Genomic DNA, 25311 nt, shown 5'->3' with positions numbered 1-25311 from the left:
AATGCGCGCGCTTTACAGTCGGGTGTAAAGTTTACCGACACTTAAGGTCTGGTCCCTAAAAGCGGGTGGGCATGCACCAGAGGCCCCGCGCGCAATGATCCGCCTGTTCAAGCATTACATTCCCCACGCCGTGCTGCTGCTCGGGCTGCTCGATCTCGGGCTGCTGATCTTGGCGAGCGAGATCGCCTGGCAGTGGCGTGCGGCGCAGATCGGCATGGACCTGGGCGAATTGGGCGGACGCTCGATGGCGCTGTTCGGCACCTCGATGGTGATCTGGCTCGCGATGATCGCGGTCGGGGTCTACGGCCCCAACGCGCTGCGCTCCCTGCGCTTCGCCGGAGCGCGGGTGCTGGTGGCGATCAGCCTCGGCATCATTGCGCTGGCGGTGGTCGACTTCGTCATCCCGAGCGAGCTGTTCTGGCGTTCGACGCTGCTCTACACCATGGGCCTTGCGATCCTGGTGCTGGTGGCCGACCGGCTGCTGCTCAACTCCTTCCTCGGTTCGTCCGCCTTCCGCCGCCGCGTCATGGTGCTGGGCGCGGGCGACCGGGCGCAGCGTTTGCGCGAGCTGGGCGAGAGGCCCGAGACTGGTTTCGCGATCGTCGCCTATATCGCCATGAGCGACAACAACCGCGTGGTCGAGGAAGCCATCCCGCGCAGCGCGATCCACGATCTCGGCCGCTTCGTCGAGAACCTCGGCGTCTCCGAAGTGGTGCTGGCGTTGCAGGAACGGCGCAATTCGTTGCCCCTGAAAGACCTCCTCAGGATCAAGACCAAGGGCGTCCACGTCAACGATTTCTCGAGCTTCATCGAGCGCGAGACCGGCCGCGTCGATCTCGACACGGTCAATCCCAGCTGGCTGATCTTCTCCGACGGATTTTCGAGCAGCCGCATGTTCTCGAGCGCCTGCAAGCGCATCTTCGACATCACCGCAAGTGTGATCCTGCTGGCCCTGACCTTCCCGATTATCCTCCTGTTTGCAGGCCTCGTGAAGCTCGACAGCAAGGGACCCGCCTTTTTCCGCCAGCGCCGCGTGGGCCTCTATGGCGAGCCCTTCACGCTCATCAAGCTGCGTTCGATGCGCACCGATGCCGAGAAGGACGGGGCCAAGTGGGCCGAGGAAAACGATCCGCGCATCACCCGCCTCGGCCGCTTCATCCGCAAGGTCCGCATCGACGAATTGCCCCAGACCTGGAGCGTCTTGAAGGGCGAAATGAGCTTCGTCGGCCCGCGCCCCGAAGTGCCCTCCTTCGTCGAGAGCCTCGAGGAGGAGATCCCCTTCTATGGCGAGCGCCACATGGTGAAGCCCGGCATCACCGGGTGGGCGCAGATCAACTACCCCTACGGCGCCTCGGTCGAGGACAGCCGCTGCAAGCTCGAATATGATCTCTATTACGCCAAGAATTATACGCCCTTCCTCGATTTCGTGATCCTGCTCCAGACCTTGCGGGTGATCCTGTGGCCGGAGGGCGCGCGGTGATCTGGCCCGAGGCCATGCTGCCGCTGGCCGGCCTGCTCGCTTGGATCGCGGGCGCGGTGCTGAGCGCGGGCGCGCTGCTGTGGATATGGCGCCACGGCGAGCGCGCGCGCCCTGACCGGATCGGGCTGATGGCGGCCGCGGCGGCGAGCGCTGCATGGTGCGCGCTTGCCGCAGCGCTCGGCCCCGATCACGGCGCGGCAGTGATCGCGGCGATGGCGCGCAATCTCGCTCTGATCGCGACGATCTTCAGCCTGTTCGCCGCCGATGGCCGCAGCGACAGCCTGAAGCCCGTGCGTCCGGTGATCATCGCGCTCGTGCTGGTGCAGCTGCTGCAGCTGGTGGTGCTGTGGATGGGACTGTCGCTCGGCGGCACGGCCGAGGTCGATCAGGCCGCCTTCGAGGCACGGGTGCTGATCGACATGCTGGTGGCGATCGGCGCGCTGATGCTGCTCCACAACCTCTATGCGGGCGCGGCGAGCGCCATGCGCCCGGTGCTGCGTTGGACCGGCATGGCCCTGACCGGGATCTTCGCCTACGATCTCAACCTGCACACCCTCGCCTATCTCGGCGGCGCGATGCCGGCGGTGCTGAGCGATGCCCGCGGGCTGGTTGCGGGCGGGATGGCGGTGATCTTCGCGCTCGGGATGAATGCGGCCGGGCCCCGGGTGCAGTTCAGCCCGTCGCGCGCGGTCACCTTCCGCACGCTCTCGCTGCTGCTGATCGGCGGGTATCTGGCCGGCATGGTGCTGATCGCCAAATCGCTGGCGCTGCTAGGGGGCGACGTGGCGCGCGCGAGCCAGGCGGTGTTCGTGGTCGCCGCGATCCTTGCCGCGTGCCTTGCACTGCCATCGCCGCGCCTGCGCGGATGGGTGCGGGTGATGGCCACCAAGCATCTCTTCCAGCACCGCTACGACTACCGCCAGGAATGGCTGCGCTTCACCCGCACGATCGGGCACGGCACTGCGGGCGGGGCGAGCCTCGAGGAGCGCGTGGTCAAGGCGCTGGCCGACATCACCGAGAGCCCTGCGGGCCTTTTGCTCATGCCCAACGAACAGGCCCAGCTCGAACTCACCGCGCGCTGGAACTGGCCCACCATTGCCGTGCCTGCGGTGGCGGGCGAATTTGCCCTCTCGGGCCTGCTCGAACAGCACAACATGGTGCTCGCCCTCGACGAGGCGCGCGGCGGGATCGACCACCACGGCGAGAGCGCGCAGGTGCCCCAGTGGCTGATGGAGGCCGAGGACGCCTGGGCGCTGGTGCCGCTGATCCACTTCGACCGCCTGGTCGGCGTGATCGTCCTCGCCCGCCCGCGCAATCCGCGCCAGCTCGACTGGGAGGACTTCGACCTCCTGCGCGTCGCGGGCCAGCAGCTGGCGAGCTACCTTGCCGAACAGGCCGGGCAGCAGGCGCTGATGGACGCGAGCCGGTTCGACGAATTCAACCGCCGCATGGCCTTCGTGATGCACGACATCAAGAACCTCGTCAGCCAATTGTCGCTGCTCGCCGCCAATGCCGAGAAGCACGCCGACAATCCCGCCTTCCGCGCCGACATGCTGGTGACCTTGCGCAATTCCGCCGACAAGCTCTCCGCGCTGCTCGCCCGGCTTGGCCGCTACGGGGCGGGGCAGGCTTCGGCGAGCGGCGAGATCGAGCTGGTGGCGCTCGCCAAGGGGATCGCCGCGCGTTTTGCCGGAGGGCATCAGGTGGCCCTCACCCGCAATGTGCCGGTGCGGGTCATGGGCAACCGCGAGGCGCTGGAACAGGCGCTGATCCACCTCGTCCAGAACGCCATCGACGCAAGCCAGGCCGGTGCGCCGGTGTTCCTCGACGTCACCGCCGAGGGGCTTTCGGGCAGCATTGCGGTGGTCGATTCCGGCCACGGCATGAGCCCGGAATTCGTGCGCACGGGTCTGTTCAAACCCTTCGTCTCCTCCAAGCCCGGCGGCTTCGGCATCGGCGCCTTCGAAGCGCGTGAGCTCATCAAGGCGATGGGCGGGCGCGTGTCGGTCGAGAGCCGCGAGGGGCTCGGCACGCGCTTTGCCGTGGTCCTGCCGCTTGCCGAAGCGGTGCGCCTGCTCGGAGCAGGCGATGATCCAGCAATTCAGGAGGCCGTGTGATGCCCGACAAGAAACCCGTGCTGTTGGTGATCGAGGACGATCCGGGCCTGCAGGCGCAGCTCAAATGGGCCTATGACGATTTCGAGGTGGTGATCGCGGGCGACCGCGACAGCGCGATCACCGCGCTGCGCCACGAGATGCCCGGCGTCGTCACGCTCGATCTCGGCCTGCCGCCCGATCCCGACGGCACCACCGAGGGCTTTGCCGTGCTCGACGCCATCATGGCGCTGAAGCCCGACACCAAGGTGATCGTCGCCTCCGGCCACGGCGCGCGCGAGAGCGCTCTGGCTGCCATCGCGCGCGGGGCCTACGACTTCTACCAGAAGCCGATCGACATCGAGGCTCTCGGCCTGATCGTGCGCCGCGCCTTCAACCTGCGCACAATCGAGGAGGAGAACCGGCGGCTCGTCGCCTCGGCCAGCGCCGACAAGACCGTGCTCGGCAGGATGATCACCGGCGCGCCCGAGATGGTGAAGGTCGCCCGCACCATCGAGCGTGTGGCGCGCACCAGCGTCTCGGTGATGCTGCTGGGCGCGAGCGGGACGGGCAAGGAATTGCTGGCGAAGGGGCTCCACGATGCGAGCGACCGGGCAGGTGGCCCTTTCGTCGCCATCAACTGCGCCGCAATCCCCGAAAACCTCCTCGAAAGCGAACTCTTCGGCCACGAAAAGGGCGCCTTCACCGGCGCGGTCAAGACCACCGAGGGCAAGATCGAGAGCGCCGACGGGGGCACGCTGTTCTTGGACGAAGTGGGCGACATCCCTCTGCCGCTTCAGGTCAAGCTGCTGCGTTTCCTGCAGGAACGCACCATCGAGCGCGTCGGCGGACGCAAGGCGATTGCGGTCAACACCCGGATCGTTTGCGCCACCCATCAGAATCTCGAAGGCATGATCGCCGAAGGGTCTTTCCGCGAAGACCTGTTCTACCGCCTCGCCGAGATCGTCGTGCGCATCCCCGGCCTTGCCGAGCGCTACGGCGATCCGGTGCTGCTGGCGAAAGCCTTCCTCAAGCGCTTTGCCGCCGAGATGAACCCCGCCGTCACCGGATTTGCCCCCGATGCGCTCGCCGCGATCGATGCGCATGACTGGCCCGGCAACGTGCGCGAGCTTGAAAACCGCGTGAAGCGCGCGGTGATCATGGCCGATGGCAAGCTGGTCAATGCCGAGGACCTCGACCTTGCCGACCGCGAGGACGAGGATGCGCAGCTCCTCAACCTCAAGGCCGCGCGCGAGGCGACCGACCGGCGCGTGATCCGCCACGCGCTCGCCCGGAGCGAAGGCAATATCTCGAGCACCGCCAAGCTGCTCGGGATCAGCCGCCCGACGCTTTATGACCTCCTCAAGCAGTATGACCTTCAGGCCTAGCGCCCTTGCCGCGCTGGCGGCGGTGGTGGCGCTGGCTCTGGCGGGGTGTTCGCAAGGCCCCCCTCAACCGCCGCGACGCGCGATCGGGCAGGGCGGGGCTGCCTTCACCCGCCTTCTCGCCGAGGCCGACGGCGCCATGGCCAAGGGCGCGCTCGCCGATGCCGGGCGCAAGCTCGACGAGGCGCGCAGCCTCGCGCCCGAAAGCCCTGACCTGTGGCTCGCCATCGCCCGGCTGCGGCTGCGCGGCGGCGAGCATCTGACAGCCTTGGAGGCCGCCGACCGCGCGCTCGCCTTCGGCCCCGACTATGCCCCCGCGCTGCGCCTGCGTGCGCTGCTGGTGCGCGACGCGCACGGCGCGGCGGATTCGCTGGTGTGGTTCGAAGCCGCGCGCCGGGCCGTGTCCGATGACCCCGATACCCTTGCCGACTATGCCGCGACGCTCGGCGATGGGGGCGAGGCGCGCGCCAGCCTCAAGGCCGCCCGCGCACTCGCTGCGGCCGCGCCCGATGATGCCCGCGCGCCCTATATCCAGGCCGTTCTGGCCGCGCGCGGCGGCCAGTTCACCATCGCCCGCAGCCTGCTCGGCAAGAGCGGGATGGCGACGCGCGGCGTGCCCGCGGCGCTGCTGCTCGATGCGCTCATCAGCCTCGAGGAGGGCAATGCCGACAGTGCGGCGGCGATCCTCGAAGCCCTCGCCGCGCGCCAGCCTGCCAATGCGCGGGTGCGCGAGTTGCTGGCCCGGGCCCTGTTCGAAGGCGGGCGCGATGCCGATCTGGTCCGGCGCTTCGGACCCGAGGCGAGCCTGCCCGAAGCCTCGCCCTATCTCCTGATGCTGGTCGCGCGCGCCTACGAGCGTCTGGGCGACCGCACCGCGGCAGCGCCGCTGCTGGCGCGGGCCTACGCGCCCTACCGCGCCGAACCTGTGCTGCTCGCGCTGCGTGACGGGTTGCCGCCGCCCGCCAACGCCATTCGCCGGATGCTGTGGAACGGCAATGCCGCAGGTGCCCGCGCCGAGGCGGCGGCGCTGCGCGAGAAATTTCCCGCCTCTGCCGATGTCGCCGCATTGGCGGGCGATGCGCTGCTGGGCGCGGGCGACCCGCGCGGTGCGCTCACGTCCTACGCGCTCGCCTCCGAGGCGCGGCGCCCCTGGCCGCTGACCCGCAAGGCGGTGTGGACCTTCGCGCGCCATGGCAACCGGGGGGCCGCCGAGATGCTGCTCGCCCGGCAGGTCGCGGGCGAGACCGAGAATGCGAGCGCGCTTGCCGGGCTCGCCGAATGGCAGGCGGCGCGCGGCGATTGGCGGCGCACCGCGCTGCTGATCGATCATGCGCTGGCGCTGGGCGCCGGGCACGATCCGGCGCTGCTCGCCTTGCGCGAGCGCGCCGCGCGCGAAGCGGGCGACACGGCCGCAGCAGAGCGCTTCGCCGCGCTGCTCGCCGAACTGCGCCCGCGCAGCCTGACGGCGAAATAGCGCGCTCGACAAGAGCGGACGGGGAGGGCAGGGACGCCCGCATCAATGTCCCGCCTTTTGCAAATCTTCCCCTTCCTGCGCGACCCGATGATCGCCGTTCTGGTGATCGCGACCGCGCTCGCGCTGGTGCTGCCCGCGGCCGGCGAGGCGAGGGCGACCGCGACGACGGTCTCCAATGTCGGGATTTTCGTGCTGTTCCTCGTCAACGGCATGCGCATCCGCCGCAGCGAGATCGCCAAGGGCCTCGCCAATTGGCGCTATTTCGGGCCGCTGATGCTGTTCGTGTTCGGTGCGATGACATTGCTGGGGCTCGGCTTCGGCATGATCGCGGGCGCGGTGCTGCCGCCGCTGGTGGCGCTGGGCTTCGTGTTTCTCGGCTGCCTGCCTTCGACCGTGCAATCGGCGACGTCCTACACCAGCCTTGCCGAGGGCAATGTCGCGCTCGCGGTGGTCGGCGCGGCGCTGATCAATATCGCGGGCGTGGCGGTGAGCGCGCCGCTGTTTGCGCTTGTCGGCGGGGTGGGCGCTGCGGATGTGGGGCTGGAGGCGATCGGCCGGATTTTCCTGATCCTCCTCCTGCCCTTCGCCATCGGGCAGGCGGTGCAGGACCGTTTCATCGACCATCTGATCGCCCACAAGGCGACCGCCGCCTGGCTCGACCGGTCGGTGATCGGGATTGCGGTCTATGTCGCCTTTTCGGGCGCGGTCGAGCAGGGGCTGGCGACGATGTTCTCCGGCACCGACTGGGCCGCGCTGGTGGTGCTGGTGCTGGCGATGCTGGGGCTGGCACTGGGTGCGGCGTGGGGCACGGGGCGTCTGCTGGGCCTGCCGCGCGGTGACCGGATCGCGTTCCTCTTTGCCGGCTCGCAGAAGAGCGTCGCGGTCGGCGCGCCCTTGGCGGCGATCCTGTTCCCGCCCGCAAGCGCCGGTTTCGTGATCGCGCCGCTGCTGCTCTATCACCTTGCCCAGCTGGTGCTCGCCGCGCCGCTGGCGATGCGTCTGGCGCGCGGGGGACGGAGCGGGGCCTTTCCTACAGGGGGCTGAGCGCGCTATGACGAAGCGGTTCGTTCGGACTGTCAGCCAAAGCGGCCTCGCAAGGGATCGGACACGAAAAGCGAATGCACAGTGTCAACTTCGCTTTTGCGATGCAAGACAATGAAATGCAAAGAGAAATCCTGTAGGATTGCGAAGTTTACAGTGTCAACTTTGTAAACTTCGCAGGCGAATTCAGGCCTTGGGCTGGTAGGTCTGGTCGGCCGTGGGGAAGGTGCGGGCGCGCACTTCCTCGGCATATTGGGCCACGGTACGGTCGATCACGCCTGCGATGTCCTCATAACGCTTCACGAAGCGCGGCACCCGCTCGAACATGCCGAGCATGTCTTCGGTGACCAGCACCTGCCCGTCGCACCGGGCCGAGGCGCCGATGCCGATGGTGGGGCAGGAGACGGCCTCGGTGGCGGCGATGGCGATCGGCTCGACCACGCCTTCGATGACGATGGCGAAGGCCCCGGCCTCGTCCAGCGCTTTGGCGTCGGAAACGATCTTCTCGGCCTCGGCATCGGAGCGGCCGCGCGCTCCGTAACCGCCGAGCACGTTGACCGCCTGCGGGGTGAGGCCCACGTGCCCCATCACCGGAATGCCGCGGCTGTTGAGGAAGGCGACCGTCGGCGCCATTGCCGCTCCGCCTTCGAGCTTCACCGCAGCAGCGCCCGTCTGCTTCATCAGGAAGGCCGCGCTCTCGAAAGCCTGCTGGGGCGAAGCCTCGTAGCTGCCGAAAGGCATGTCGATCACGACGACCGAATGGTAGGAACCCCGCACCACCGCCGCGCCGTGGTTGGCCATCATCTCGAGCGTGACCGGCACGGTCGAGGGCAGGCCGTAGATCACCTGGCCGAGGGAATCGCCCACCAGCAAGAGGTCGCAATGCGCATCGAGCAGCTGGGCCTGGCGGGCGGTGTAGGCGGTGAGCATCACCAGCGGCTCGCCCGTCACCCCGTCGGTCTTGCGCGCCCGGATCGCGGGCACGGTGAGCCGCCGCATCGGGGCAGGCGTGGGGTTGGCGCGGCTTGTGCTGGTGTCGAGCTGGAAGGTCGTGGACATGGCCGCAGGGTCTAGCGACTGTGCGCCCTCGGGGAAAGAGCGCGCTTTGCCGCTTGTCTTGTGTGCATGTTGCGCTAGCGTGACGCCCTGACGACCGCGCGGGGGGATCCGTCGCGATCAGTGGGAGACCTAATCCTGATGTTTCTTGATCCGGTAAAGCCGCGCGCCGCGCTGGCGTGCAGGGGGACCTGCTAATGGCCACCAAACCCAACCGCTCCTTCGCCGAGCGGATGTTCGCCAGGAAATCGATCGCGCAAGTCCAGCGCGAGACCGAGACGAGCGAGCTCAAGCGCTCGCTGGGCAAGTGGAACCTGCTGCTCCTCGGCGTCGGCTGCATTATCGGGGCGGGCATCTTTGTGCGCACCGGGAGCGCGGCGGCGCTGCATGCGGGGCCGGCGGTGCTGCTGAGCTTCGTGGTCGCCGGGATCGTCTGCGCCTTTGCAGGGCTTTGCTATGCCGAGCTCAGCTCGACCCTGCCGGTCTCGGGCTCGGCCTATACCTACGGCTACACCACGCTCGGCGAGTTCGTGGCTTGGACGATGGGCGTGCTGCTGCTGCTCGAATACGGGATCGCAGCTGCGGTGGTCGCGGTAGGCTGGGCGGGCTACGTCGTCAGTCTGCTCGCGGATTTCGGGATTACCATACCCGCGGCCCTCACCGGCCCGACCGGCCAGCTGCTGGTGCGCGACGGGGCGCCGGTGCTTGTCGATGGCCAGCAGGTGGTGACGATCTTCAACCTCCCCGCCTTCCTCATCTGCATCGCGCTGTCGCTGCTGCTGGTGCTGGGCGTGTCGGAATCGGCCAAGGTCAACAACATCATCGTCGCGATCAAGGTCAGCGTGCTGACCGCTTTCATCGTGGTCGGCGGGCTGATCGTGCTGTCGAACCTGCCCGAACTGGTGGCGACCAACTGGACGCCCTTCATTCCCGAGAACACCGGTGACGGCCAGTTCGGGGTCGACGGGATCATGCGCGCCGCCTCGATCGTGTTCTTCGCCTATATCGGCTTCGAGGCGGTCTCGACCGCCGGGCAGGAAGCCAAGGATCCGGCCAAGGACATGCCCTTCGGCATCATCGGCAGCCTCGTGGTCTGCACCGTGATCTACATGCTGGTCGCCGCGATCATGACGCTGCTGGTGCCCTACAACACCTTGAACGTCCCCGATCCGGTCGCGGTGGTGGTCGACGCCTTTGGCCCGCAATGGGGCTGGCTCGCCAAGACCATCAAGATCGGTGCGATCATCGGCCTCACTTCGGTGGTGCTGGTGCTGATGTACGGTCAGACCCGCATTTTCTACACCATGGCGCGTGACGGTCTGCTGCCGCGCATCTTCTCGAAGGTGCACCCCAAGTACCAGACGCCGTGGATCAACACGCTGCTGGTCGGCCTGATCACCGCCTGCGCGGCCGGGTTCATCGACATCAACACGCTGGGCGATGCGACCTCGGTGGGCACGCTGGCGGCGTTCGCGATCGTGTGTCTTTCGGTCATCTACCTGCGCCGCGCCGCGCCCGATCTGCCGCGCGGGTTCAAGGTGCCGTTCTACCCGGTGCTGCCGATCCTCGGGATCCTGTCCTGCGGCTACCTCATCACCACCGTGCCGATGCACGTGCTGCTCCTGTTCCTGATCTATCTGGGCGTGGGGCTGGTGATCTACTTCCTCTACGGCATCCATTTCTCGAACCTTCAGACGGGCAAGGACATGGATGAAGGTCCGGAGATGGGCGAGTTCCCGGGGCCGGTGGTCGACTGACTTGCCACGCGCAGTGCGCTTCGAGGGGCGCGGGAGGCTTTCGGGCTTCCCGCGCCCTTTGCATTTGCCAGCACGGCGATGTTGGAACATAATAGGAACATATGAGTCGTTCCAGCATGTTCCCCAAGCCCCCTCCCGCCCGCATTCTGTCGCGTGCCCAGCCCGAGCCGCGCTGGCGGCCCGGCCTTGCCGCGCAGCCGTTCCACTCGGAAGTCTTTGCGCCAGGGGGGGAGGCGAGCGGCGCGGGGCTGGCGCTGGCGCTGGCGCGCGATGCGTTCGCTGTGGCGGGGGAGGACACGCGCCAGGTGCTGTGGGTGCAGGATCGCGCCGCGATCAGGAAGGGCGGGCGGCCGTGCCTTGCAGGGCTGCCGCAAGACCTCGCCCATCGCCTGATCCACGTCGCCGCCGCCACGCCCGAAGACGCGCTCTTCGCGCTGGAAGAGGGATTGAAGTGCCGTGATCTTGCCTGCGTGATCGGCGAGATCGCGGGCAACCCGCGCGCCCTGTCCTTCACCGCTTCGCGCCGCTTGAGCCTGACGGCGGAAAAGCATGGCGTGCGGCTGTGGCTGGTGCGCCTCGACGCTGCGCCTGACCTGTCCTCGGCGCGTATGCGCTGGCGGGTAGCGGCCGCCCCGTCCGCGCCGGGCCGCTGGGACCCGGCTGCCCCCGGCCCAGCCACCTGGCACGCCGAACTGTTCCGCGCGCGCACCCACGCGCCCGGCCAATGGAGCCTCAGCGATGACGCCGGAACCCTGCGCCTCGCCCGCGAGCCCGACCCTCTTGCCGCGCCGGATCCTCGCCATCTGGCTCGCCCGACTGTCGGTCGATCGCTGGCGGCGCGCATCCACGCCTGAGGCGGATGCGGCGCCGACTGCGCTGATCCTCGAGACCGCGCACGGGCCGCGCATCACCGCTGCCAATGACGCAGGCCTCGCTGCGGGTGCCCGCCCCGGCATGCTGCTCGCCGACGCGCGCGCGCTGTGCCCCGATCTCGTCGCGGTCCCGGCCGATCCGGCGGGCGATCTCGCCGCGCTCGAGAAGCTCGCCCTGTGGGCGCAGCGCTGGGGGCCGTGGAGCGCGCTCGACCCGCCCGACGGCCTGCTGGTCGACGTCACCGGCGCGGCGCACCTGTTCGGCGGCGAGGAGCGGCTGCTCGCGGACGTCGCCGCCGCCTTTGCCGCGCGCGGGCTGACGGCGCGCGCAGCCCTTGCGCCCACGGCCGGGGCAGCCTGGGCGCTGTCGCATTACGGACGGGGCGCGGCGATCCTCGCTCCCGGGGATGATCCGCTGCGCCTGCTCGCCGACCTGCCCGTCGCGGCGCTCCGGCTCGACGGCGACGTGCTCACCGCGCTGCGCCGCCTCGGGATCAAGCGCCTCGGCGAACTCGCCGGCGTGAGCGGGGCGGGGGAGGAGGACCTCGCGCGTGAGGCCGCCGCGCGCGACGCGCTGCGCCGCCGCTTCCGCAATCGCCACTCGCCCGCCGCCAATCCGCTGCTGCGCCTCGACCAGCTGCTGGGCAAGGTGCCCGAGCCGCTGCTCCCGGTCATCGCCCGCCCCATGCCGCTGGTCCAGCGCCGGTTGATCGAGCCGCTGCGCCACCGCACCCCGCTCGACACCGTGCTCGCCGATCTCGCCGCCGACATGGTCCGCGCGCTCGAAGCCCGGGGCGAGGGCGCGCGGCGGCTCGAACTGGCGCTGTGGCGGGTCGATGGCGAGGTCCTGCAACGCCGCATCGAGCTCGCCGCCGCCACGCGCGAGACCGGCCACATCACCCGGCTGTTCGCAGCGCGGCTCGACGATGTCGACGCCGGGTTCGGGATCGAGATGGTGCAGCTGCGCGCCAGCTGGAGCGAGCCGCTCGGCCTTGCCCAGGCCGATCTCGATGCCGCAGCCGAAAATCACGGCACTGCGCTGGCCGCCTGCATCGACCGGCTGAGCGTGCGGCTCGGGCCGCGCGCGGTCACCCGCCCGGTCGCCCGCGCCAGCCACATCCCCGAACGTGCGCAAGGCTGGCAGCCGCCGCTCGCGCCCGTGCCCGCCAGCCAGCACCCGCTCGCCTTCCACACCCGCCCCCTGAAACTGCTCGACCGCGCAGAGCCGATCGCGGTGCTCCATGCCGCGCCCGATGGCGTGCCCCAGCGCTTCCGCTGGCGCGGCGCGGTGCGCGAGGTGGTGCGGGTCGAGGGGCCGGAACGGATCGCGCCCGAATGGTGGCGCGAACGCTCGACCACGCGCCTGCGCGATTATTACCGGATCGAGGACGAGGCGGGGCGGCGCTACTGGATCTACCGCGCAGGCCTTGTCGGCGACGGGCGCGGCGGCCTGCCCGACTGGTTCCTGCAGGGCCTGTTTTCCTAAGGTCCATTTACCGGCCCGCTTAGCATTCCTTTACCGAGTTGTGCGAATCTGCGCCCATGAACCTCGATTCGATCCCCCGCTCGTCCGAGCGTCGGCCGATGAGCCTCACGGTGAAGAGCCGCGTGCGCTCGCGGGTGGTGTTCGTCGATCTTGTCGATCTGTCCGAAGGCGGCTGCAAGATCCGCGCGAAGCCGGGCTTCGCCGAAATCGGTGACCGGGTGACGATGAAGGTGAACGGCATCAACGCCCCGCTCGGGACGATCGCGTGGGTCGAAGGCGGCATGGCCGGCGTCGCTTTCGAAGGCGCAATGCATCCCGCCGTGATCGACTATCTGTGCGAAGGCGGCCTGATGCGCGGCGACATGCCGATGCTGCGGCGCATCTAGTCACCGCACCTGCGCCACCCTTGCAAGCTTTGCATTTGGCAGGCGAAGTCTGGGAACATATAAGGAACACACGAAAGGTGTTCCCGCGTTCCCATGGCCCAACAATCCTTACGCCAGCGTCTCGAAATCCTCGCTGATGCGGCGAAATATGATGCCTCCTGCGCGTCCTCCGGCACGGCGAAGAAGAATTCGCTGGGGGGCAAGGGAATCGGCTCGACCGAGGGGATGGGCATCTGCCACGCCTATGCCCCCGATGGCCGCTGCATTTCGCTGCTCAAGATCCTGCTGACCAATCACTGCATCTTCGATTGCCACTACTGCATCAACCGCAAGAGCGCGAACACCCCGCGCGCGCGCTTCACTCCGCAGGAGGTGGTCGACCTCACGCTCAACTTCTACCGCCGCAACTATATCGAGGGGCTGTTCCTGTCCTCGGGGATCGTGAAGAGCGCCAACCACACGATGGAGCAGTTGGTCGAGGTCGCCCGGATCCTGCGCGAGGAGCATGATTTTCGCGGCTACATCCACTTGAAGACCATTCCCGAGGCGGACGCGGAAATCATCCATGCCGCGGGCCTCTATGCCGACCGCGTTTCGATCAATGTCGAGCTGCCCACCACCGCCGGCCTCACCCGCCTCGCGCCCGACAAGAATGCGGGGCAGATCGAGGGTGCGATGGGGCGCACCAAGGCGCGGATCATCGAGGCCAAGGACGAGCGCAAGCGCTTCCGCCACGCACCGCGCTTTGCGCCTGCGGGCCAGTCGACCCAGATGATCGTCGGCGCCGATGATGCCTCGGACAGCGCGATCATCGGCAAGGCCAGCCGGCTCTATGGCGATTTCGGTTTGAGGCGCGTCTATTACAGCGCCTTCTCGCCGATCCCCGATGCCTCCGCGGTCCTGCCCCTGAAGCGCCCGCCCTTGCTGCGCGAGCACCGACTCTACCAGTCCGACTGGCTGATGCGCTTCTACGGCTTCGCGCCGCAGGAGGTGGCCGATGCGGCGGAGGCGGACGGCAACCTGCCACTCGATATCGACCCCAAGCTCGCCTGGGCCTTGAAGTTCCGCGAGAGTTTCCCGGTCGACGTCAACCGCGCTCCGAAAGAGCTGCTGCTGCGGGTCCCGGGGCTGGGCACCAAGGCGGTGGCGCGCATCCTCGCCTCGCGGCGGCACCGGACGCTGCGCCTCGACGATGTCGCGCGGCTGACGGTGTCGGTGGCCAAGGTGCGGCCCTTCATCTGCACGGTGGACTGGCGGCCGACCTTGCTGACCGACCGGGCGGACTTGCGCGGGCTCTTGGTGCGCAAGTCCGAGCAGTTGGAGCTGTTCTGATGGGGTGCAGGCTTTCATCTCCCCTCCCGCCTGCGGGAGGGGCTGGGGGTGGGCGCGCGAAGCGCTGGGCCGGCAGGCCCACCCCGCTGCGAGTAGGCAGCAAGCTGCCAACTCTCGCTGCCCCTCCCGCGGGCGGGAGGGGAAAAGCATGACCGCGATGCAGCACGTCTCCCTCGGCGCGCACTACGCTGTCCACCTGCCTGCGCCCGACGATTTCGCCTTCTGGCGCGAGCGGGCGCGGGGGCTCATCCAGTGCGACGTGCCGCCTGACCGGGTGAGCTGGATCGAGCCGGGCGGGACGGGCGATCTGTTCGCCAGCGAGGGCCCCTCCCGCGGCGAGAAACGCCTTCCCCCGCCGCCCGCCGATCCGCGCCCCGTGCGCGCCAGCCAGCGCTTTCTCACCATCGTCCGCAGCGCTGCGCTGCATTCCGATCCCGCACGTTTCGGGCTGCTCTACCGCGTATTGTGGCGATTGCAGAGCAATCCGCGCCTGATGGAGGACAAGGCCGATCCCGAAGTGCGCCGCTGCGAGGAGCTCGCCAAATCGGTGCGGCGCGACGCCCATAAGATGCACGCCTTCGTCCGCTTCCGCGAAGTGGCCGAGGAGGACGGCACCCCGCACTTCGTCGCCTGGTTCGAACCCGATCACCACATCGTCCGCGCCGAGGCGGCCTTCTTCATGCGCCGCTTCGCCAACATGCGCTGGTCGATCCTCACTCCGCGCGGGAGCATCCACTGGGACGGCGAGACCATGCGCGAAGGCCCGCCCGCGCGACGTTCCGACGCGCCGGGGGCTGATCCGGTCGAAGACCTGTGGCGCTCCTACTACGCTTCGATATTCAACCCCGCACGGATCAAGGTCGGGGCGATGCTCTCGGAGATGCCCAAAAAATACTGGAAGAACCTGCCCGAGGCCGAGCTCATCCCGCAGCTCATCGCCGGTGCGCAGGCGCGCGAGGCGGCGATGGTGACGGCGGGGGCACGGGAAGAACGGGTGCGGCCCGCCAGCCTTGCCGAGATCGCGCAAGGGGCCGCCGCCTGCCGCGATTGTCCGATTGCCGATTGCGGTACCCGCGCCGTGGCGGGGGAGGGGCCTTCGCAAGCCGCTCTGATGATCGTTGGCGAGCAGCCCGGCGATCAGGAGGATCTGGCGGGACGACCCTTCGTCGGCCCGGCCGGGCAATTGCTGGGCGATCATCTGCAAGCCGCCGGGATCGACCGCGCGCAGGCTTACGTGACCAACGCGGTCAAGCACTTCAAGTTCATCTGGAAGGGGAAGCACCGTCTGCACCAGTCGCCGGGCGCGAAGGAGATCGACACCTGCCGCTGGTGGCTCGAGGCCGAGCGTGCGCTGGTCCGGCCCCGCCTCGTGCTGGCGCTGGGTGCGAGCGCGGCAAGGGGCCTGCTGGGCCGCACGGTCAGCGTCAATCAGGCACGCGGGGCGCCCATCATGCTGGACGATGGCGCCGAGTTGTGGGTCACCGTCCACCCCTCCTACCTGCTGCGCCTCGACGGGGCGGCACGCGAGGAACAGGCGGCGCTGTTCACGGCCGACTTGGCGCGCGTGCGCGAGCGGCTCGGCGAACTGGCGGGCTGACATGCCCGAGGGCCCGCTCACCCCCGACAAGCGCACGCTTCAGGTCGATCCCGAGGGCATCGCGCCCCCGCCGCGCGCGGACTTCGTCGAGCTGGGGATCGCGAGCTGCTTCAGCTTTCTGCGCGGCGCGTCCGACGCGGTCGATCTGGTGCTTGCCGCCCACGCGCTGGGCTACGACGCGCTGGGGATCGCGGACGTCAATTCGATGGCCGGGGTGGTGCGCATCCACACCGAGGCCAAGACCCTCAAGCTCAAGCCCGTGATCGGCTGCCGGATCGAGACGGTCGAGGGACTCGCCTTCCTCGCCTACCCCGAGGACCGCGCTGCCTATGGCCGCCTGTGCCGCTTGATCAGCGCAGGCCGGATGCAGACGCTCGCTGGAGAGTGGCAGGACAAGGGCGTGTGCGAGATCGATCTTGCGCTGCTCGCAGGCCATGCCGAGGGTGTGCAGCTGATCCTGCTGCCGCCCGATGATCTCGAGGCGGCGTTCACCATCGCGGTGCCGAGCAATGTCATCCCTTTCCGTCGTCCCGGACTTGATCCGGGACCGCTTGCCGACAGCGATCCCGGCCTGCGCCGGGATGACGTGAGGGAATTGCCGTTCGCCGACCTCCTCCCTCACCTCGTCCGCCAGTTGCCGACCCTGCGCCACATCGCCGCAAGCTACCTCTACTGCGGCGATGACATTGCCCGGATCGAGCGTTTGGACAGCCTCGCCCGCGCGCATGGCCTCACCCTGCTCGCCACCAACGACGTTCATTACCACGCGCCCGAGCGCCGCGCGCTGCAGGACGTGATGACCGCGATCCGGCACAAGACCACCGTGGCGAAGGCTGGCCACCTGCTCCACCCCAATGCCGAGCGGCACCTCAGGTCGCCGGAGCAGATGCAGCGCCTCTTCGCCCGCTGGCCTCACGCCATCGCCGCCGCCCGCGAGGTGGCCGACCGCTGCCGGTTCAGCCTCGAGGAACTGCGCTACGAATACCCCGAGGAGATCTACCCCGACGGCCAGACCCCGCAGGCCTTTCTCGAAAGCGAGGTCCGGGCGGGGGCAGGGCGGCGCTACCCCTCGGGCGTGCCCGATTCTGTCCGCGCCACGCTGGAGCGCGAGCTCGCGCTGATCGCCAAGCTCGATCTCGCCCGCTACTTCCTCACCATCAAGGACATCGTCGATTTCGCGCGGGGGTGCGATCCGCCGATTTTGTGCCAGGGACGGGGGAGCGCGGCCAATTCGGCTGTGTGCTACGTCCTCGGCATCACCAGCGTCGATCCGGCCAAGCACCAGCTCCTGTTCGACCGCTTCATCTCCGAGGAGCGCAAGGAACCGCCCGATATCGACGTCGATTTCGAGCACGAGCGGCGCGAGGAGGTGATCCAGTACATCTACCGCAAATATGGCCGCCACCGCGCCGGGCTGTGCGCGACCGTCATCCACTACCGCCCGCGCATGGCGATCCGCGAGGTGGGCAAGGCGATGGGCCTCTCCGAGGACGTCACCTCTGCGCTGGCGCGCACCGTGTGGGGCGGGTGGGGGCGCGAGATCAACGAGAAGCACGCCGCCGAAACCGGCCTCGACGTGACCGACCCGCACTTGAGGCGCGTGCTCAAGCTCACCGAGCAGATGATCGGCATGCCGCGCCACTTGGGCCAGCATGTCGGCGGCTTCATCCTCACCGAAGGCGCGCTGACCGAAACCGTCCCCATCGGCAACGGCGCCATGCCCGAACGCTCCTTCATCGAGTGGGACAAGGACGATATCGACGCATTGGGCATCCTCAAGGTCGATGTGCTGGCGCTGGGGATGCTGACCTGCATCCGCAAATGCCTCGATCTGCTGGGGGCGCACCATGGCCGCCCCCTGACGCTCGCCACGGTCCCGCGCGAGGACCCGGAGACCTATGCCATGCTGCGCCAGGGCGATTCGCTCGGCGTGTTCCAGGTCGAGAGCCGCGCGCAGATGAACATGCTGCCGCGCCTGCGCCCGCGCGAGTTCTACGACCTCGTCATCCAGGTCGCGATCGTCCGCCCCGGGCCGATCCAGGGCGACATGGTGCACCCCTATCTCAAGCGCCGCCGGGGGGCCGAACCCGTCCGCATCCCCGCCCCCGCGCCCGAACACGGGCCGCCCGACGAACTGACCAGCATCCTCGGGCGGACGCTGGGCGTGCCGATCTTCCAGGAACAGGCGATGAAGATCGCGCTCGATGCCGCCAAGTTCTCCAGCCTCGAGGCCAACCGCTTGCGCAAGGCGATGGCGACCTTCCGCAGCCGCGGGATGGTCGACGAGCTTCAGGACATGATGGTCGAACGCATGGTCGCGCGCGGCTATGACCGCGACTTCGCGCAGCGCTGCTTCAACCAGATCCGGGGCTTCGGCGAATACGGCTTCCCCGAGAGCCACGCGGCGAGCTTTGCGCAGCTGGTCTATGTGTCGAGCTGGCTCAAGTGCCACTACCCCGCCGCCTTCGCCGCCGCGCTGCTCAATTCGCAGCCGATGGGCTTCTACGCGCCCGCGCAGATCGTGCGCGATGCGCGCGAGCACGGGGTGGCGGTGCTGCCGGTCGATGTGAACGCGAGCGGGTGGGACTGCACTTTGGAGAGAAAGGAAGAAGGGGTTTCTCGCAGAGACGCAGAGAAGAAAGGGAGGCGCGGAGAGGTTGCGCTTGCGGCGCAGCCGCACTCCTTGTCGAACGGCCGTGTGGCGGAAGAGGAAGGTGCCTTCGGCACACACGACACCTCTGCGCCTCCCTTCTTCTCTGCGCCTCTGCGTGAAACCAATCATTTTTCCCTGCGCCTTGGCCTGCGCCAGATCGACGGCCTGCCCGAGCACGTCGCCGCCGCTCTGGTTTCGGCGCGCGAGAGCGGGGGGCCTTTCCGCGATATCGCCGATCTGCGCGCCCGGGGCGGGCTTTCGCCGGCGCATATCGAGCGGCTCGCCAGCGCCGATGCCTTCACCTCATTGGGCCTCTCGCGCCGTCAGGCCTTGTGGGATGCCCGCAGCCTCATCCCAGCACCCGATCTCCCGCTGTTCCGCGCCGCCGGGGTGCGTGACGAGGGGGCGGAGCGCGCTGCCATCCGCCTGCCAGCCATGCCGCTCTCCGAGGAGGTGGTCGCCGATTACCAGACCACCCGCCTCAGCCTCAAGGCGCACCCGATGGCCTTTCTGCGCGCCGATCTCGCCGCGCGCGGCTTCGTGCGCGCGGCCGATCTGCGTTCGCGAAAATTCCGCAGCATGGTGCAGGTCGCCGGCGTGGTGCTGATCCGCCAGCGGCCCGGTAGCGCCAAGGGGGTGACCTTCATCACGCTCGAGGACGAGACCGGGGTGATCAACCTCGTGGTCTGGCCCGATCTCAAGGAGAAGCAGCGCAAGGTGGTGATGGGCGCGCGGCTGATGGAGGTGCGCGGCCGCGTCGAGTATGATGACGAGGTGATCCATGTGATCGCCGCGCACATGACCGATGCGACCATGCGGCTCCATGCCCTGTCCGACGACCTGCTCGACGCGCCGCTCGCCCGTGCGGACGAGGTCAACAAGCCGATGCCGGAGCGCGGGCCGCGTCCGCGCGACATGATCGACGAGCTCGCCCCGCTCCCGAATGTGACCGGGCACCCGCGCGATCACAGAATCCTGCCCAAGTCGCGGGATTTCCACTAGAGTTCCCGTAATGCCCCGCAAGAAGCCCAACCGCCACTACCGCGCCGCCCGCCTCGCGCTCGCCGCGCTGGTGCCGCTGATGCTGGCCATCGCCGGGTGGCAGTGGCTCCAGTCGCACCCGCAGCACAACCCCTGGGCGCCGCTGAACCTCAACGACCCGCCGGGCTGGGCGACGCGCGCCAAACTTGCCCGGCTGAAGGGCGATGTGGGCGAATGCCGGGCGGTGCTCGAGCGTAGCGACATTGCCTTCACCGCACTCGAGCCGACCGGCGAAGGCCCCTGCGCGCGGTCCGACCGCACGCGGCTCGGCGCCTTTCCGCTCGCCCCCGACACGCCGCCCGTCACTTGCCCCGTCGCCGCAGCACTGGAAATCTGGCGCCGCGACAGCGTCGCCCCGGCGGCGCGGCAGATCCTCGGCAGCGAAATCAGGCGAATCGAGCACCTTGGCGCCTTCTCCTGCCGCCGGATGTATGGCGACAGCGAGGGCCCGTGGAGCGAGCACGCCACCGCCAACGCGATCGACATCGCCGCCTTCGTGCTCAAAGACGGCCGCCGGATCAGCGTGCTCAAGGACTGGGAGGGCGATGGTTCGAAGGCCCGCTTCCTGCGCGCCGTGCGCGAAGGGGCCTGCGGGAGCTTCGCCACCGTGCTATCGCCCGATTACAACGCGGCCCATGCGGACCACTTCCACTTGGATCAGGATGATCGCTGGGCGGGAGTGTGCCGTTAGACCGCTTCGAGCGCGTAACCGGCCGAGCGCACGGTGCGGATCGGGTCCTTGGCGGCTTCGACGGTGATCGCCTTGCGCAAGCGGCGGATGTGAACGTCGACCGTGCGCAGCTCGATGTCCGATCCCGTGCCCCACACGCCGTCCAGAAGCTGGCCGCGGCTGAACACCCGGCCCGGGCTCTCCATGAAGAATTTCAGAAGGCGGTATTCGGTCGGGCCCAACTGGAGCGCGCGGCCGCGGCGCTGGACCTTGTGCGCGACGGGGTCGAGCCTGAGATCGCCGACCTCGATCGTTTCACCCGCCAGCGCCGGCCGGATGCGACGCATCACCGCCGCGACCCGGGCAAGCAGCTCGCGCGGGGAAAATGGCTTGGTCAGGTAATCATCGGCGCCGGTTTCCAGGCCCCGCACGCGGTCATCCTCGGCCTCGCGCGCGGTCAGCATGATGATGGGGACGTGCGCGGTGTCCTTGTCGCGGCGCAGGCGGCGGCAGACTTCGATGCCGCTGGTGCCCTCGATCATCCAGTCGAGGATGATGAGATCGGGCACTTCCTCCGAGGCGAGCACCAGCGCCTCGTCGCCATCGCCGGTGCAGCGCACGGCGTAGCCTTCGTTCTGGAAGCGGTATTCGAGCAGTTCGGACAGCGCCGGATCGTCTTCGACCAGCAGAAGTTTGGCAGCGGACATGCGGCTGTTGCCTCCTTGCGCCTCCCCCACGAGGACGCTTCGCCGCCCCTATGTTTCACTTCCACTACAGTTTGATGAAAACCCGCATGGCAAGTTTTCAACAGGAGCGTTACAGCAAAAAGCCGCCTCAGCGGTCGCCTTCGGGCGGGTAGACGCCGGTCGCGGCGAAGTGGACCATTTCGGCCACGTTGGTCGCATGATCGCCGATCCGCTCGATGTTGCGGGCCACGAACAGCAGCTGTGCCGCGCTCGAAATGGTCGAAGGGTTTTCGACCATGTAGCTGACGAGATTGCGGAAAATCGAATTGTAGAAGCCGTCGACCTTGACGTCGGTGGCGATCACCTCGCGCGCGAGGTCGGGATCGCGCGCGGCATAGGCGGTGAGCACATCGTGGACCATCTCGCCCGCCAGCTCGCCCATGGTGGGTAGCAGGGTGAGGGGTTCGAACCGGGCGCGGCCTTCGATCATGCCGGTGCGCTTGGCGATGTTCTTGGAGTAGTCGCCGATACGCTCCAGCACCCCGCCGATCTTGAGCGCGGCGATCACTTCGCGCAGGTCATCGGCCATCGGCGCGCGCAGGGCGATGATGCGGACCGCGAGCTTGTCGACCTCGGTCTCGAGCGCGTCGATGCGCTTGTCGCGGGCCACCACCTGTTCGGCCAGCACCTCGTCTCCGCGCACCAGCGCATCAAGGCTCTCCGCGATGGCGACTTCGGCGAGGCCACCCATTTCGGCGATCAGCCCGCGCAGGCGGGTGATGTCTTCGTCGAAAGCCTTGACGGTGTGTTCAGCCATCAGCCGTAACGTCCTGTAATGTAATCTTTCGTCCGTTCCTCGATGGGATTGGTAAAGATCTCCGAGGTGGGACCATACTCGACCATCTTGCCGAGGTGGAAAAATGCGGTGCGCTGGCTGACGCGTGCGGCCTGCTGCATCGAGTGGGTGACGATCACGATCGCGTAGCGGCCCGAAAGCTCGTCGATCAGCTCCTCGATCTTGGCGGTCGCGATGGGATCCAAGGCCGAGGCCGGTTCGTCCATCAGGATCACCTCGGGATCGACAGCAATCGCGCGCGCGATGCACAGGCGCTGCTGCTGGCCGCCCGAGAGCGCGGTGCCCGAATCGTCGAGCCGGTCCTTGACTTCGTCCCACAGGCCCGCCCGGGTCAGCGAGCGTTCGACGATCACGTCGAGATCGGCCTTCTTTTCGGCGAGGCCATGGATCTTGGGCCCGTAGGCGATGTTCTCGTAGATCGACTTGGGGAAGGGATTGGGCTTCTGGAACACCATGCCCACCCGTGCGCGCAGCTGGACGACGTCCATCGACTGCCCGTGAATGTCCTCGCCGTCGAGCTCGATCAGGCCGGTCACCTTGGCCGCACCGATCGTGTCGTTCATGCGGTTGAAGCACCGCAGGAACGTCGATTTGCCGCAGCCCGAGGGCCCGATGAAGGCGGTCACGTAATCGGGCGAGATGTCGAGCGACACATGGTCGATCGCGCGTTTCTCGCCGTAGAAGACACAGACGTCGCGCGCGCGGATTTTCGCGCCTTCGTCAGCCATGTTGGGATGGATCACAGTCACCAGCGTTTCTCGAACTTGTTGCGGAGGTAGATGGCAAGGCCGTTCATGGCGAGCAGAAACACCAGCAGCACGATGATGGCGGCAGAGGTGCGCTCGACAAAGCCGCGGTCGACCTCGTCCGACCACAGGAAGATCTGCATCGGCAGGACCGTGGCGGGCGAGGAGAAGCCTTCGGGCGGGGTGGCGACGAAGATGCGCATGCCGATCAGCAGCAGCGGCGCGGTCTCGCCCAGCGCGCGGGCCATGCCGATGATCGTGCCGGTCAGCATTCCCGGCAGCGCCAGCGGCAGCACGTGGTGGAACACCACCTGCACCGGCGAGGCGCCGATGGCGAGCGCCCCGTCGCGGATGGAGGGCGGCACCGCCTTGATCGCATTGCGCCCCGAAATGACGATCACGGGCATGGTCATCAGCGCCAAGGTCATCCCGCCGATGATCGGCGCCGAACGCAGGTCGGGGAATGCGGCGAGGAACAGCGACAGGCCGAGCAGGCCGAAGATGATCGAGGGCACGGCGGCGAGGTTGCTGATCGAGACCTCGATGATGTCGGTCCAGCGTCCGCGCGGGGCGAATTCCTCGAGATAGAGCGCCGAGAGCACGCCGATCGGGAAGGCCAGTACCAGCGTCACCAGCATGGTCAGCATCGAGCCCTTGAGCGCGCCCCATATGCCGACCGACTGCGGTGTCGTCGCGTCCGAGCGGACGAGGAAACCCCAGTCCCAGTTGCGCGCCAGCTTACCCTCGGCCGCAAGCTTCTTGGCGAGCGCGCGCAGCTCGGGCGTGCCCTCGCCTTGCAGCGCAGCGCCGAGCGCCGAGGTGGTCGGCAGGTGGAAGGTCTCGCTCTTGCCGATCAGCGCCGGGTCATCGGCCAGCGCGGCGACCACATCGCGCCAGGCATCGGGCGCGATCTGCCTAGCGGCGTCCGCCCCGAGCTGCTGCTCGGCGAACAGGGTCACGATCTTGGGCAGCCCTTGCATCTCGAGCGTCTGGCCGGCGGTCGACGCGGTCAGTGAGGTGGCATCGCCGGTGATGCCGCTGGCGGGAAAGTCGATCGTCACCGCAAGTTCGGGGCGCTGGAAGCCGGCGATGCCGTTGACCAGCATGTTGCCGAGCAGGAACACCAGCACCGCGACCGAGAAGGCCACCGCGCCAAAGCCGAGCCAGCGGAAATTGCGCTCGGCCCGGTAGCGCCTCGCAAGGCGCGCCTCGAAGGCGGCCGTGCGGGTCGGGCCAAGGGGTTGCGCCTGCGGGGCGGCCGCTTCGGCGGTCCCCATGGGGATGCTGCTCATTCGTAGGCCTCCCGGAAACGTTTGACGACGCGCAGGGCGATGAAGTTGAGGGCGAGCGTCACCATGAACAGCACGAAGCCCAGTGCATAGGCGCTGAGCGTGGCCGGGTGGTCGGTGCTCTGCTCGCCGGTCAGGAGGTTGACGATCTGGACCGTGACGGTCGAGATCGGCTCCAATGGGTTGGCGGTGAGGTTGGCGGCCTGCGAGGCGGCCATCACCACGATCATCGTCTCGCCGATCGCGCGGCTGACCGCTAGCATCACGCCGGCGACAATGCCGGGGAGAGCGGCCGGAAACAGCACGCGCTGGATCGTCTCGGATTTGGTCGCCCCCATCGCCAGGCTCCCGTCACGCATCGCGCCGGGCACGGCGGCCATCGAATCGTCCGCCATCGACGAGACGAAGGGGATGATCATCACCCCCATCACTATCCCGGCGGCCAGTGCGCTCTCGGTCGAGGCGTTGGCGGCGCCCAGCGCCACGGCGGCGTTGCGGATCATCGGCGCCAGTGTCAGCGCGGCGAAATAGCCGTAGACCACCGTCGGCACGCCCGCGAGCAATTCCAGCAGCGGCTTGATCCAGGTGCGCACGCGCGGGTCGGCATATTGGGTGAGGTAGATCGCGCTCATCAGGCCCAGCGGGATCGCAACCACCATGGCGATGATCGCGCCGATGAAGATCGTGCCCCAAAACAGCGGCACGGCGCCGTAGCGCGACGGGTCGACCGCATCGGGCGCGGCCAGGGTGTCGGGCCCCCACTTGAGGCCGAACAGGAAATCGACGGGCGAGACGAAACTGAAGAACCGCATGGTTTCGAACACGAGGCTCACGAAGATGCCGAGCGTAGTGAGGATCGCGACCAGCGAGGCCAGCAGCAGGATCATCATCACCGTCCGCTCGACCCGGGTGCGCGCGCCGAATTGCGGCGCAAGGCGCAGGAAGGCGATAATGCCTCCAGCGATAGCGATCAGCACGGTGACGATGATGCCGATGGTGTTGTAGTATCCGAAAGCCTCGCGAAACGGCGCGATCAGCGGCTCGGCCTCGTCGTTGAAGACTCCCGGCGCCTGCCCCAGCGCGACCGCGCGGGCCTCGCCCAGAAAGGCGTCACGCTCGAAGCCGAGACCGGTCAGACCCTGTGCCTCGGGCGTGGCGAGCACGGATTGCAGCACAAGGTTCGGCGCGATCACCGACCAGGCCGCCACAAAGGCGAGCACCGGCAGCACCACCCACAGCGCGACAAACCAGGCGTGATAGATCGGGCGCGAGGCCGGGCGCAGCGCAGGATCGCTCGACTGGAAGCTCCATGCTTTCGCCCGGCCCGCCAGCCAGCCGAGCAGGCCGAGGCCCAATGCAATCAGGATCAGCGTGATCGGCGACATGAACGGCCCTGTGTTTCCTGCTAGGG

19 protein-coding genes are annotated in these 25311 nt (G+C 68.2%); 13 read left to right on the top strand and 6 right to left on the bottom strand.

Annotation, left to right across the window (positions count from 1 at the left end; all coding sequences use genetic code 11):
* Positions 1 to 94: 94 nt before the first annotated feature.
* The 5 genes from AX708_RS06785 to AX708_RS06765 are packed head-to-tail and all read left to right on the top strand — an operon-like array spanning position 95 to position 7476.
* Positions 95 to 1480, top strand: a complete 1386-nt coding sequence (locus AX708_RS06785; protein WP_066527843.1) for a TIGR03013 family XrtA/PEP-CTERM system glycosyltransferase — start codon at positions 95 to 97, stop codon at positions 1478 to 1480.
* Positions 1459 to 3597, top strand: a complete 2139-nt coding sequence (gene prsK / locus AX708_RS06780; protein ID WP_082745504.1) for an XrtA/PEP-CTERM system histidine kinase PrsK — start codon at positions 1459 to 1461, stop codon at positions 3595 to 3597. The genes AX708_RS06785 and prsK overlap by 22 nt, the downstream gene beginning before the upstream one ends.
* Positions 3597 to 4961, top strand: a complete 1365-nt coding sequence (prsR, locus tag AX708_RS06775; RefSeq protein ID WP_066527836.1) for a PEP-CTERM-box response regulator transcription factor — start codon at positions 3597 to 3599, stop codon at positions 4959 to 4961. Before prsK ends, prsR begins: the two co-directional genes overlap by 1 nt.
* Positions 4945 to 6432, top strand: a complete 1488-nt coding sequence (locus AX708_RS06770; RefSeq protein WP_066527834.1) for a tetratricopeptide repeat protein — start codon at positions 4945 to 4947, stop codon at positions 6430 to 6432. Before prsR ends, AX708_RS06770 begins: the two co-directional genes overlap by 17 nt.
* Before the next feature lie 45 nt (positions 6433 to 6477).
* Positions 6478 to 7476 carry a bile acid:sodium symporter family protein gene (locus AX708_RS06765; RefSeq protein ID WP_066527832.1) on the top strand — a complete coding sequence of 333 codons (999 nt, stop codon included), beginning with the start codon at positions 6478 to 6480 and terminating at the stop codon, positions 7474 to 7476.
* A gap of 183 nt (positions 7477 to 7659) precedes the next feature.
* Here AX708_RS06765 and panB read toward each other — a convergent pair whose 3' ends face one another.
* On the bottom strand, positions 7660 to 8532 hold the full coding sequence (gene panB, locus AX708_RS06760) for a 3-methyl-2-oxobutanoate hydroxymethyltransferase (protein ID WP_066527829.1): 873 nt from the start codon (positions 8530 to 8532) through the stop codon (positions 7660 to 7662).
* A 194-nt stretch (positions 8533 to 8726) separates the two neighbouring features.
* Here panB and AX708_RS06755 point away from each other — a divergent pair, with 194 nt between their 5' ends.
* The 8 genes from AX708_RS06755 (at position 8727) to AX708_RS06725 (ending at position 20344) form a co-directional block, all read left to right on the top strand.
* Positions 8727 to 10286, top strand: a complete 1560-nt coding sequence (locus AX708_RS06755) for an amino acid permease (RefSeq protein ID WP_066527827.1) — start codon at positions 8727 to 8729, stop codon at positions 10284 to 10286.
* A gap of 101 nt (positions 10287 to 10387) precedes the next feature.
* The gene (locus AX708_RS19795; protein ID WP_197425989.1) at positions 10388 to 11140 is read left to right on the top strand and encodes a hypothetical protein; all 753 of its coding nucleotides are present in this window, start codon (positions 10388 to 10390) and stop codon (positions 11138 to 11140) included.
* On the top strand, positions 11025 to 12644 hold the full coding sequence (locus AX708_RS06750; RefSeq protein ID WP_066527825.1) for a DUF6504 family protein: 1620 nt from the start codon (positions 11025 to 11027) through the stop codon (positions 12642 to 12644). The genes AX708_RS19795 and AX708_RS06750 overlap by 116 nt, the downstream gene beginning before the upstream one ends.
* A gap of 56 nt (positions 12645 to 12700) precedes the next feature.
* Positions 12701 to 13030: a PilZ domain-containing protein gene (locus tag AX708_RS06745; RefSeq protein WP_082745503.1), complete on the top strand. Its 330-nt coding sequence runs from the start codon at positions 12701 to 12703 to the stop codon at positions 13028 to 13030.
* A gap of 93 nt (positions 13031 to 13123) precedes the next feature.
* Positions 13124 to 14362 (top strand): putative DNA modification/repair radical SAM protein, encoded by a 1239-nt coding sequence (locus tag AX708_RS06740; protein ID WP_066527809.1) that lies wholly within the window; start codon positions 13124 to 13126, stop codon positions 14360 to 14362.
* A gap of 148 nt (positions 14363 to 14510) precedes the next feature.
* Positions 14511 to 15959 carry a UdgX family uracil-DNA binding protein gene (locus AX708_RS06735; RefSeq protein WP_066527805.1) on the top strand — a complete coding sequence of 483 codons (1449 nt, stop codon included), beginning with the start codon at positions 14511 to 14513 and terminating at the stop codon, positions 15957 to 15959.
* Position 15960: 1 nt separating this feature from the next.
* Entirely contained in the window at positions 15961 to 19614 is a 3654-nt protein-coding gene (locus AX708_RS06730; RefSeq protein ID WP_066527804.1) for an error-prone DNA polymerase, read from the top strand.
* Between the two features lie 10 nt (positions 19615 to 19624).
* Positions 19625 to 20344: an extensin family protein gene (locus tag AX708_RS06725; RefSeq protein ID WP_066527802.1), complete on the top strand. Its 720-nt coding sequence runs from the start codon at positions 19625 to 19627 to the stop codon at positions 20342 to 20344.
* Here the strand turns inward: AX708_RS06725 and phoB are convergent.
* From phoB to pstC, 5 genes are all read right to left on the bottom strand, one after another.
* Positions 20341 to 21030, bottom strand: a complete 690-nt coding sequence (gene phoB / locus AX708_RS06720; protein WP_066527801.1) for a phosphate regulon transcriptional regulator PhoB — start codon at positions 21028 to 21030, stop codon at positions 20341 to 20343. The two genes, AX708_RS06725 and phoB, sit on opposite strands and share 4 nt — an antisense overlap.
* Before the next feature lie 127 nt (positions 21031 to 21157).
* On the bottom strand, positions 21158 to 21826 hold the full coding sequence (gene phoU, locus AX708_RS06715; protein ID WP_197425988.1) for a phosphate signaling complex protein PhoU: 669 nt from the start codon (positions 21824 to 21826) through the stop codon (positions 21158 to 21160).
* The gene (gene pstB, locus AX708_RS06710; protein WP_066527996.1) at positions 21826 to 22593 is read right to left on the bottom strand and encodes a phosphate ABC transporter ATP-binding protein PstB; all 768 of its coding nucleotides are present in this window, start codon (positions 22591 to 22593) and stop codon (positions 21826 to 21828) included. The genes phoU and pstB overlap by 1 nt, the downstream gene beginning before the upstream one ends.
* Before the next feature lie 17 nt (positions 22594 to 22610).
* Entirely contained in the window at positions 22611 to 23903 is a 1293-nt protein-coding gene (gene pstA / locus AX708_RS06705) for a phosphate ABC transporter permease PstA (RefSeq protein WP_066527800.1), read from the bottom strand.
* Positions 23900 to 25285, bottom strand: coding sequence for a phosphate ABC transporter permease subunit PstC (gene pstC, locus AX708_RS06700; protein ID WP_066527798.1), 1386 nt, complete (start codon positions 25283 to 25285; stop codon positions 23900 to 23902). Before pstC ends, pstA begins: the two co-directional genes overlap by 4 nt.
* Positions 25286 to 25311 lie beyond the last annotated feature (26 nt).

It is taken from the genome of Erythrobacter sp. CCH5-A1, from assembly GCF_001557115.1.
In the GTDB taxonomy this organism is placed as follows: Bacteria; Pseudomonadota; Alphaproteobacteria; order Sphingomonadales; family Sphingomonadaceae; genus Erythrobacter.
This window is presented reverse-complemented; position numbering and strand designations above follow the sequence as displayed.

Bases quoted from the DNA above. Each gene is read 5' to 3' on its own strand.
- AX708_RS06735 (WP_066527805.1), top strand. From the start codon at position 14,511: ATGACCGCGATGCAGCACGTCTCCCTCGGCGCGCACTACGCTGTCCAC.
- AX708_RS06755 (WP_066527827.1), top strand. From the start codon at position 8,727: ATGGCCACCAAACCCAACCGCTCCTTCGCCGAGCGGATGTTCGCCAGG.
- phoU (WP_197425988.1), bottom strand. From the start codon at position 21,826: ATGGCTGAACACACCGTCAAGGCTTTCGACGAAGACATCACCCGCCTG.
- AX708_RS06740 (WP_066527809.1), top strand. From the start codon at position 13,124: ATGGCCCAACAATCCTTACGCCAGCGTCTCGAAATCCTCGCTGATGCG.
- prsR (WP_066527836.1), top strand. From the start codon at position 3,597: ATGCCCGACAAGAAACCCGTGCTGTTGGTGATCGAGGACGATCCGGGC.
- AX708_RS06785 (WP_066527843.1), top strand. From the start codon at position 95: ATGATCCGCCTGTTCAAGCATTACATTCCCCACGCCGTGCTGCTGCTC.
- AX708_RS06725 (WP_066527802.1), top strand. From the start codon at position 19,625: ATGCCCCGCAAGAAGCCCAACCGCCACTACCGCGCCGCCCGCCTCGCG.
- panB (WP_066527829.1), bottom strand. From the start codon at position 8,532: ATGTCCACGACCTTCCAGCTCGACACCAGCACAAGCCGCGCCAACCCC.
- pstC (WP_066527798.1), bottom strand. From the start codon at position 25,285: ATGTCGCCGATCACGCTGATCCTGATTGCATTGGGCCTCGGCCTGCTC.
- AX708_RS06770 (WP_066527834.1), top strand. From the start codon at position 4,945: ATGACCTTCAGGCCTAGCGCCCTTGCCGCGCTGGCGGCGGTGGTGGCG.
- AX708_RS06750 (WP_066527825.1), top strand. From the start codon at position 11,025: ATGACGCCGGAACCCTGCGCCTCGCCCGCGAGCCCGACCCTCTTGCCG.
- phoB (WP_066527801.1), bottom strand. From the start codon at position 21,030: ATGTCCGCTGCCAAACTTCTGCTGGTCGAAGACGATCCGGCGCTGTCC.
- pstA (WP_066527800.1), bottom strand. From the start codon at position 23,903: ATGAGCAGCATCCCCATGGGGACCGCCGAAGCGGCCGCCCCGCAGGCG.
- AX708_RS06745 (WP_082745503.1), top strand. From the start codon at position 12,701: ATGAACCTCGATTCGATCCCCCGCTCGTCCGAGCGTCGGCCGATGAGC.
- AX708_RS06765 (WP_066527832.1), top strand. From the start codon at position 6,478: ATGTCCCGCCTTTTGCAAATCTTCCCCTTCCTGCGCGACCCGATGATC.
- AX708_RS19795 (WP_197425989.1), top strand. From the start codon at position 10,388: ATGAGTCGTTCCAGCATGTTCCCCAAGCCCCCTCCCGCCCGCATTCTG.
- AX708_RS06730 (WP_066527804.1), top strand. From the start codon at position 15,961: ATGCCCGAGGGCCCGCTCACCCCCGACAAGCGCACGCTTCAGGTCGAT.
- pstB (WP_066527996.1), bottom strand. From the start codon at position 22,593: ATGGCTGACGAAGGCGCGAAAATCCGCGCGCGCGACGTCTGTGTCTTC.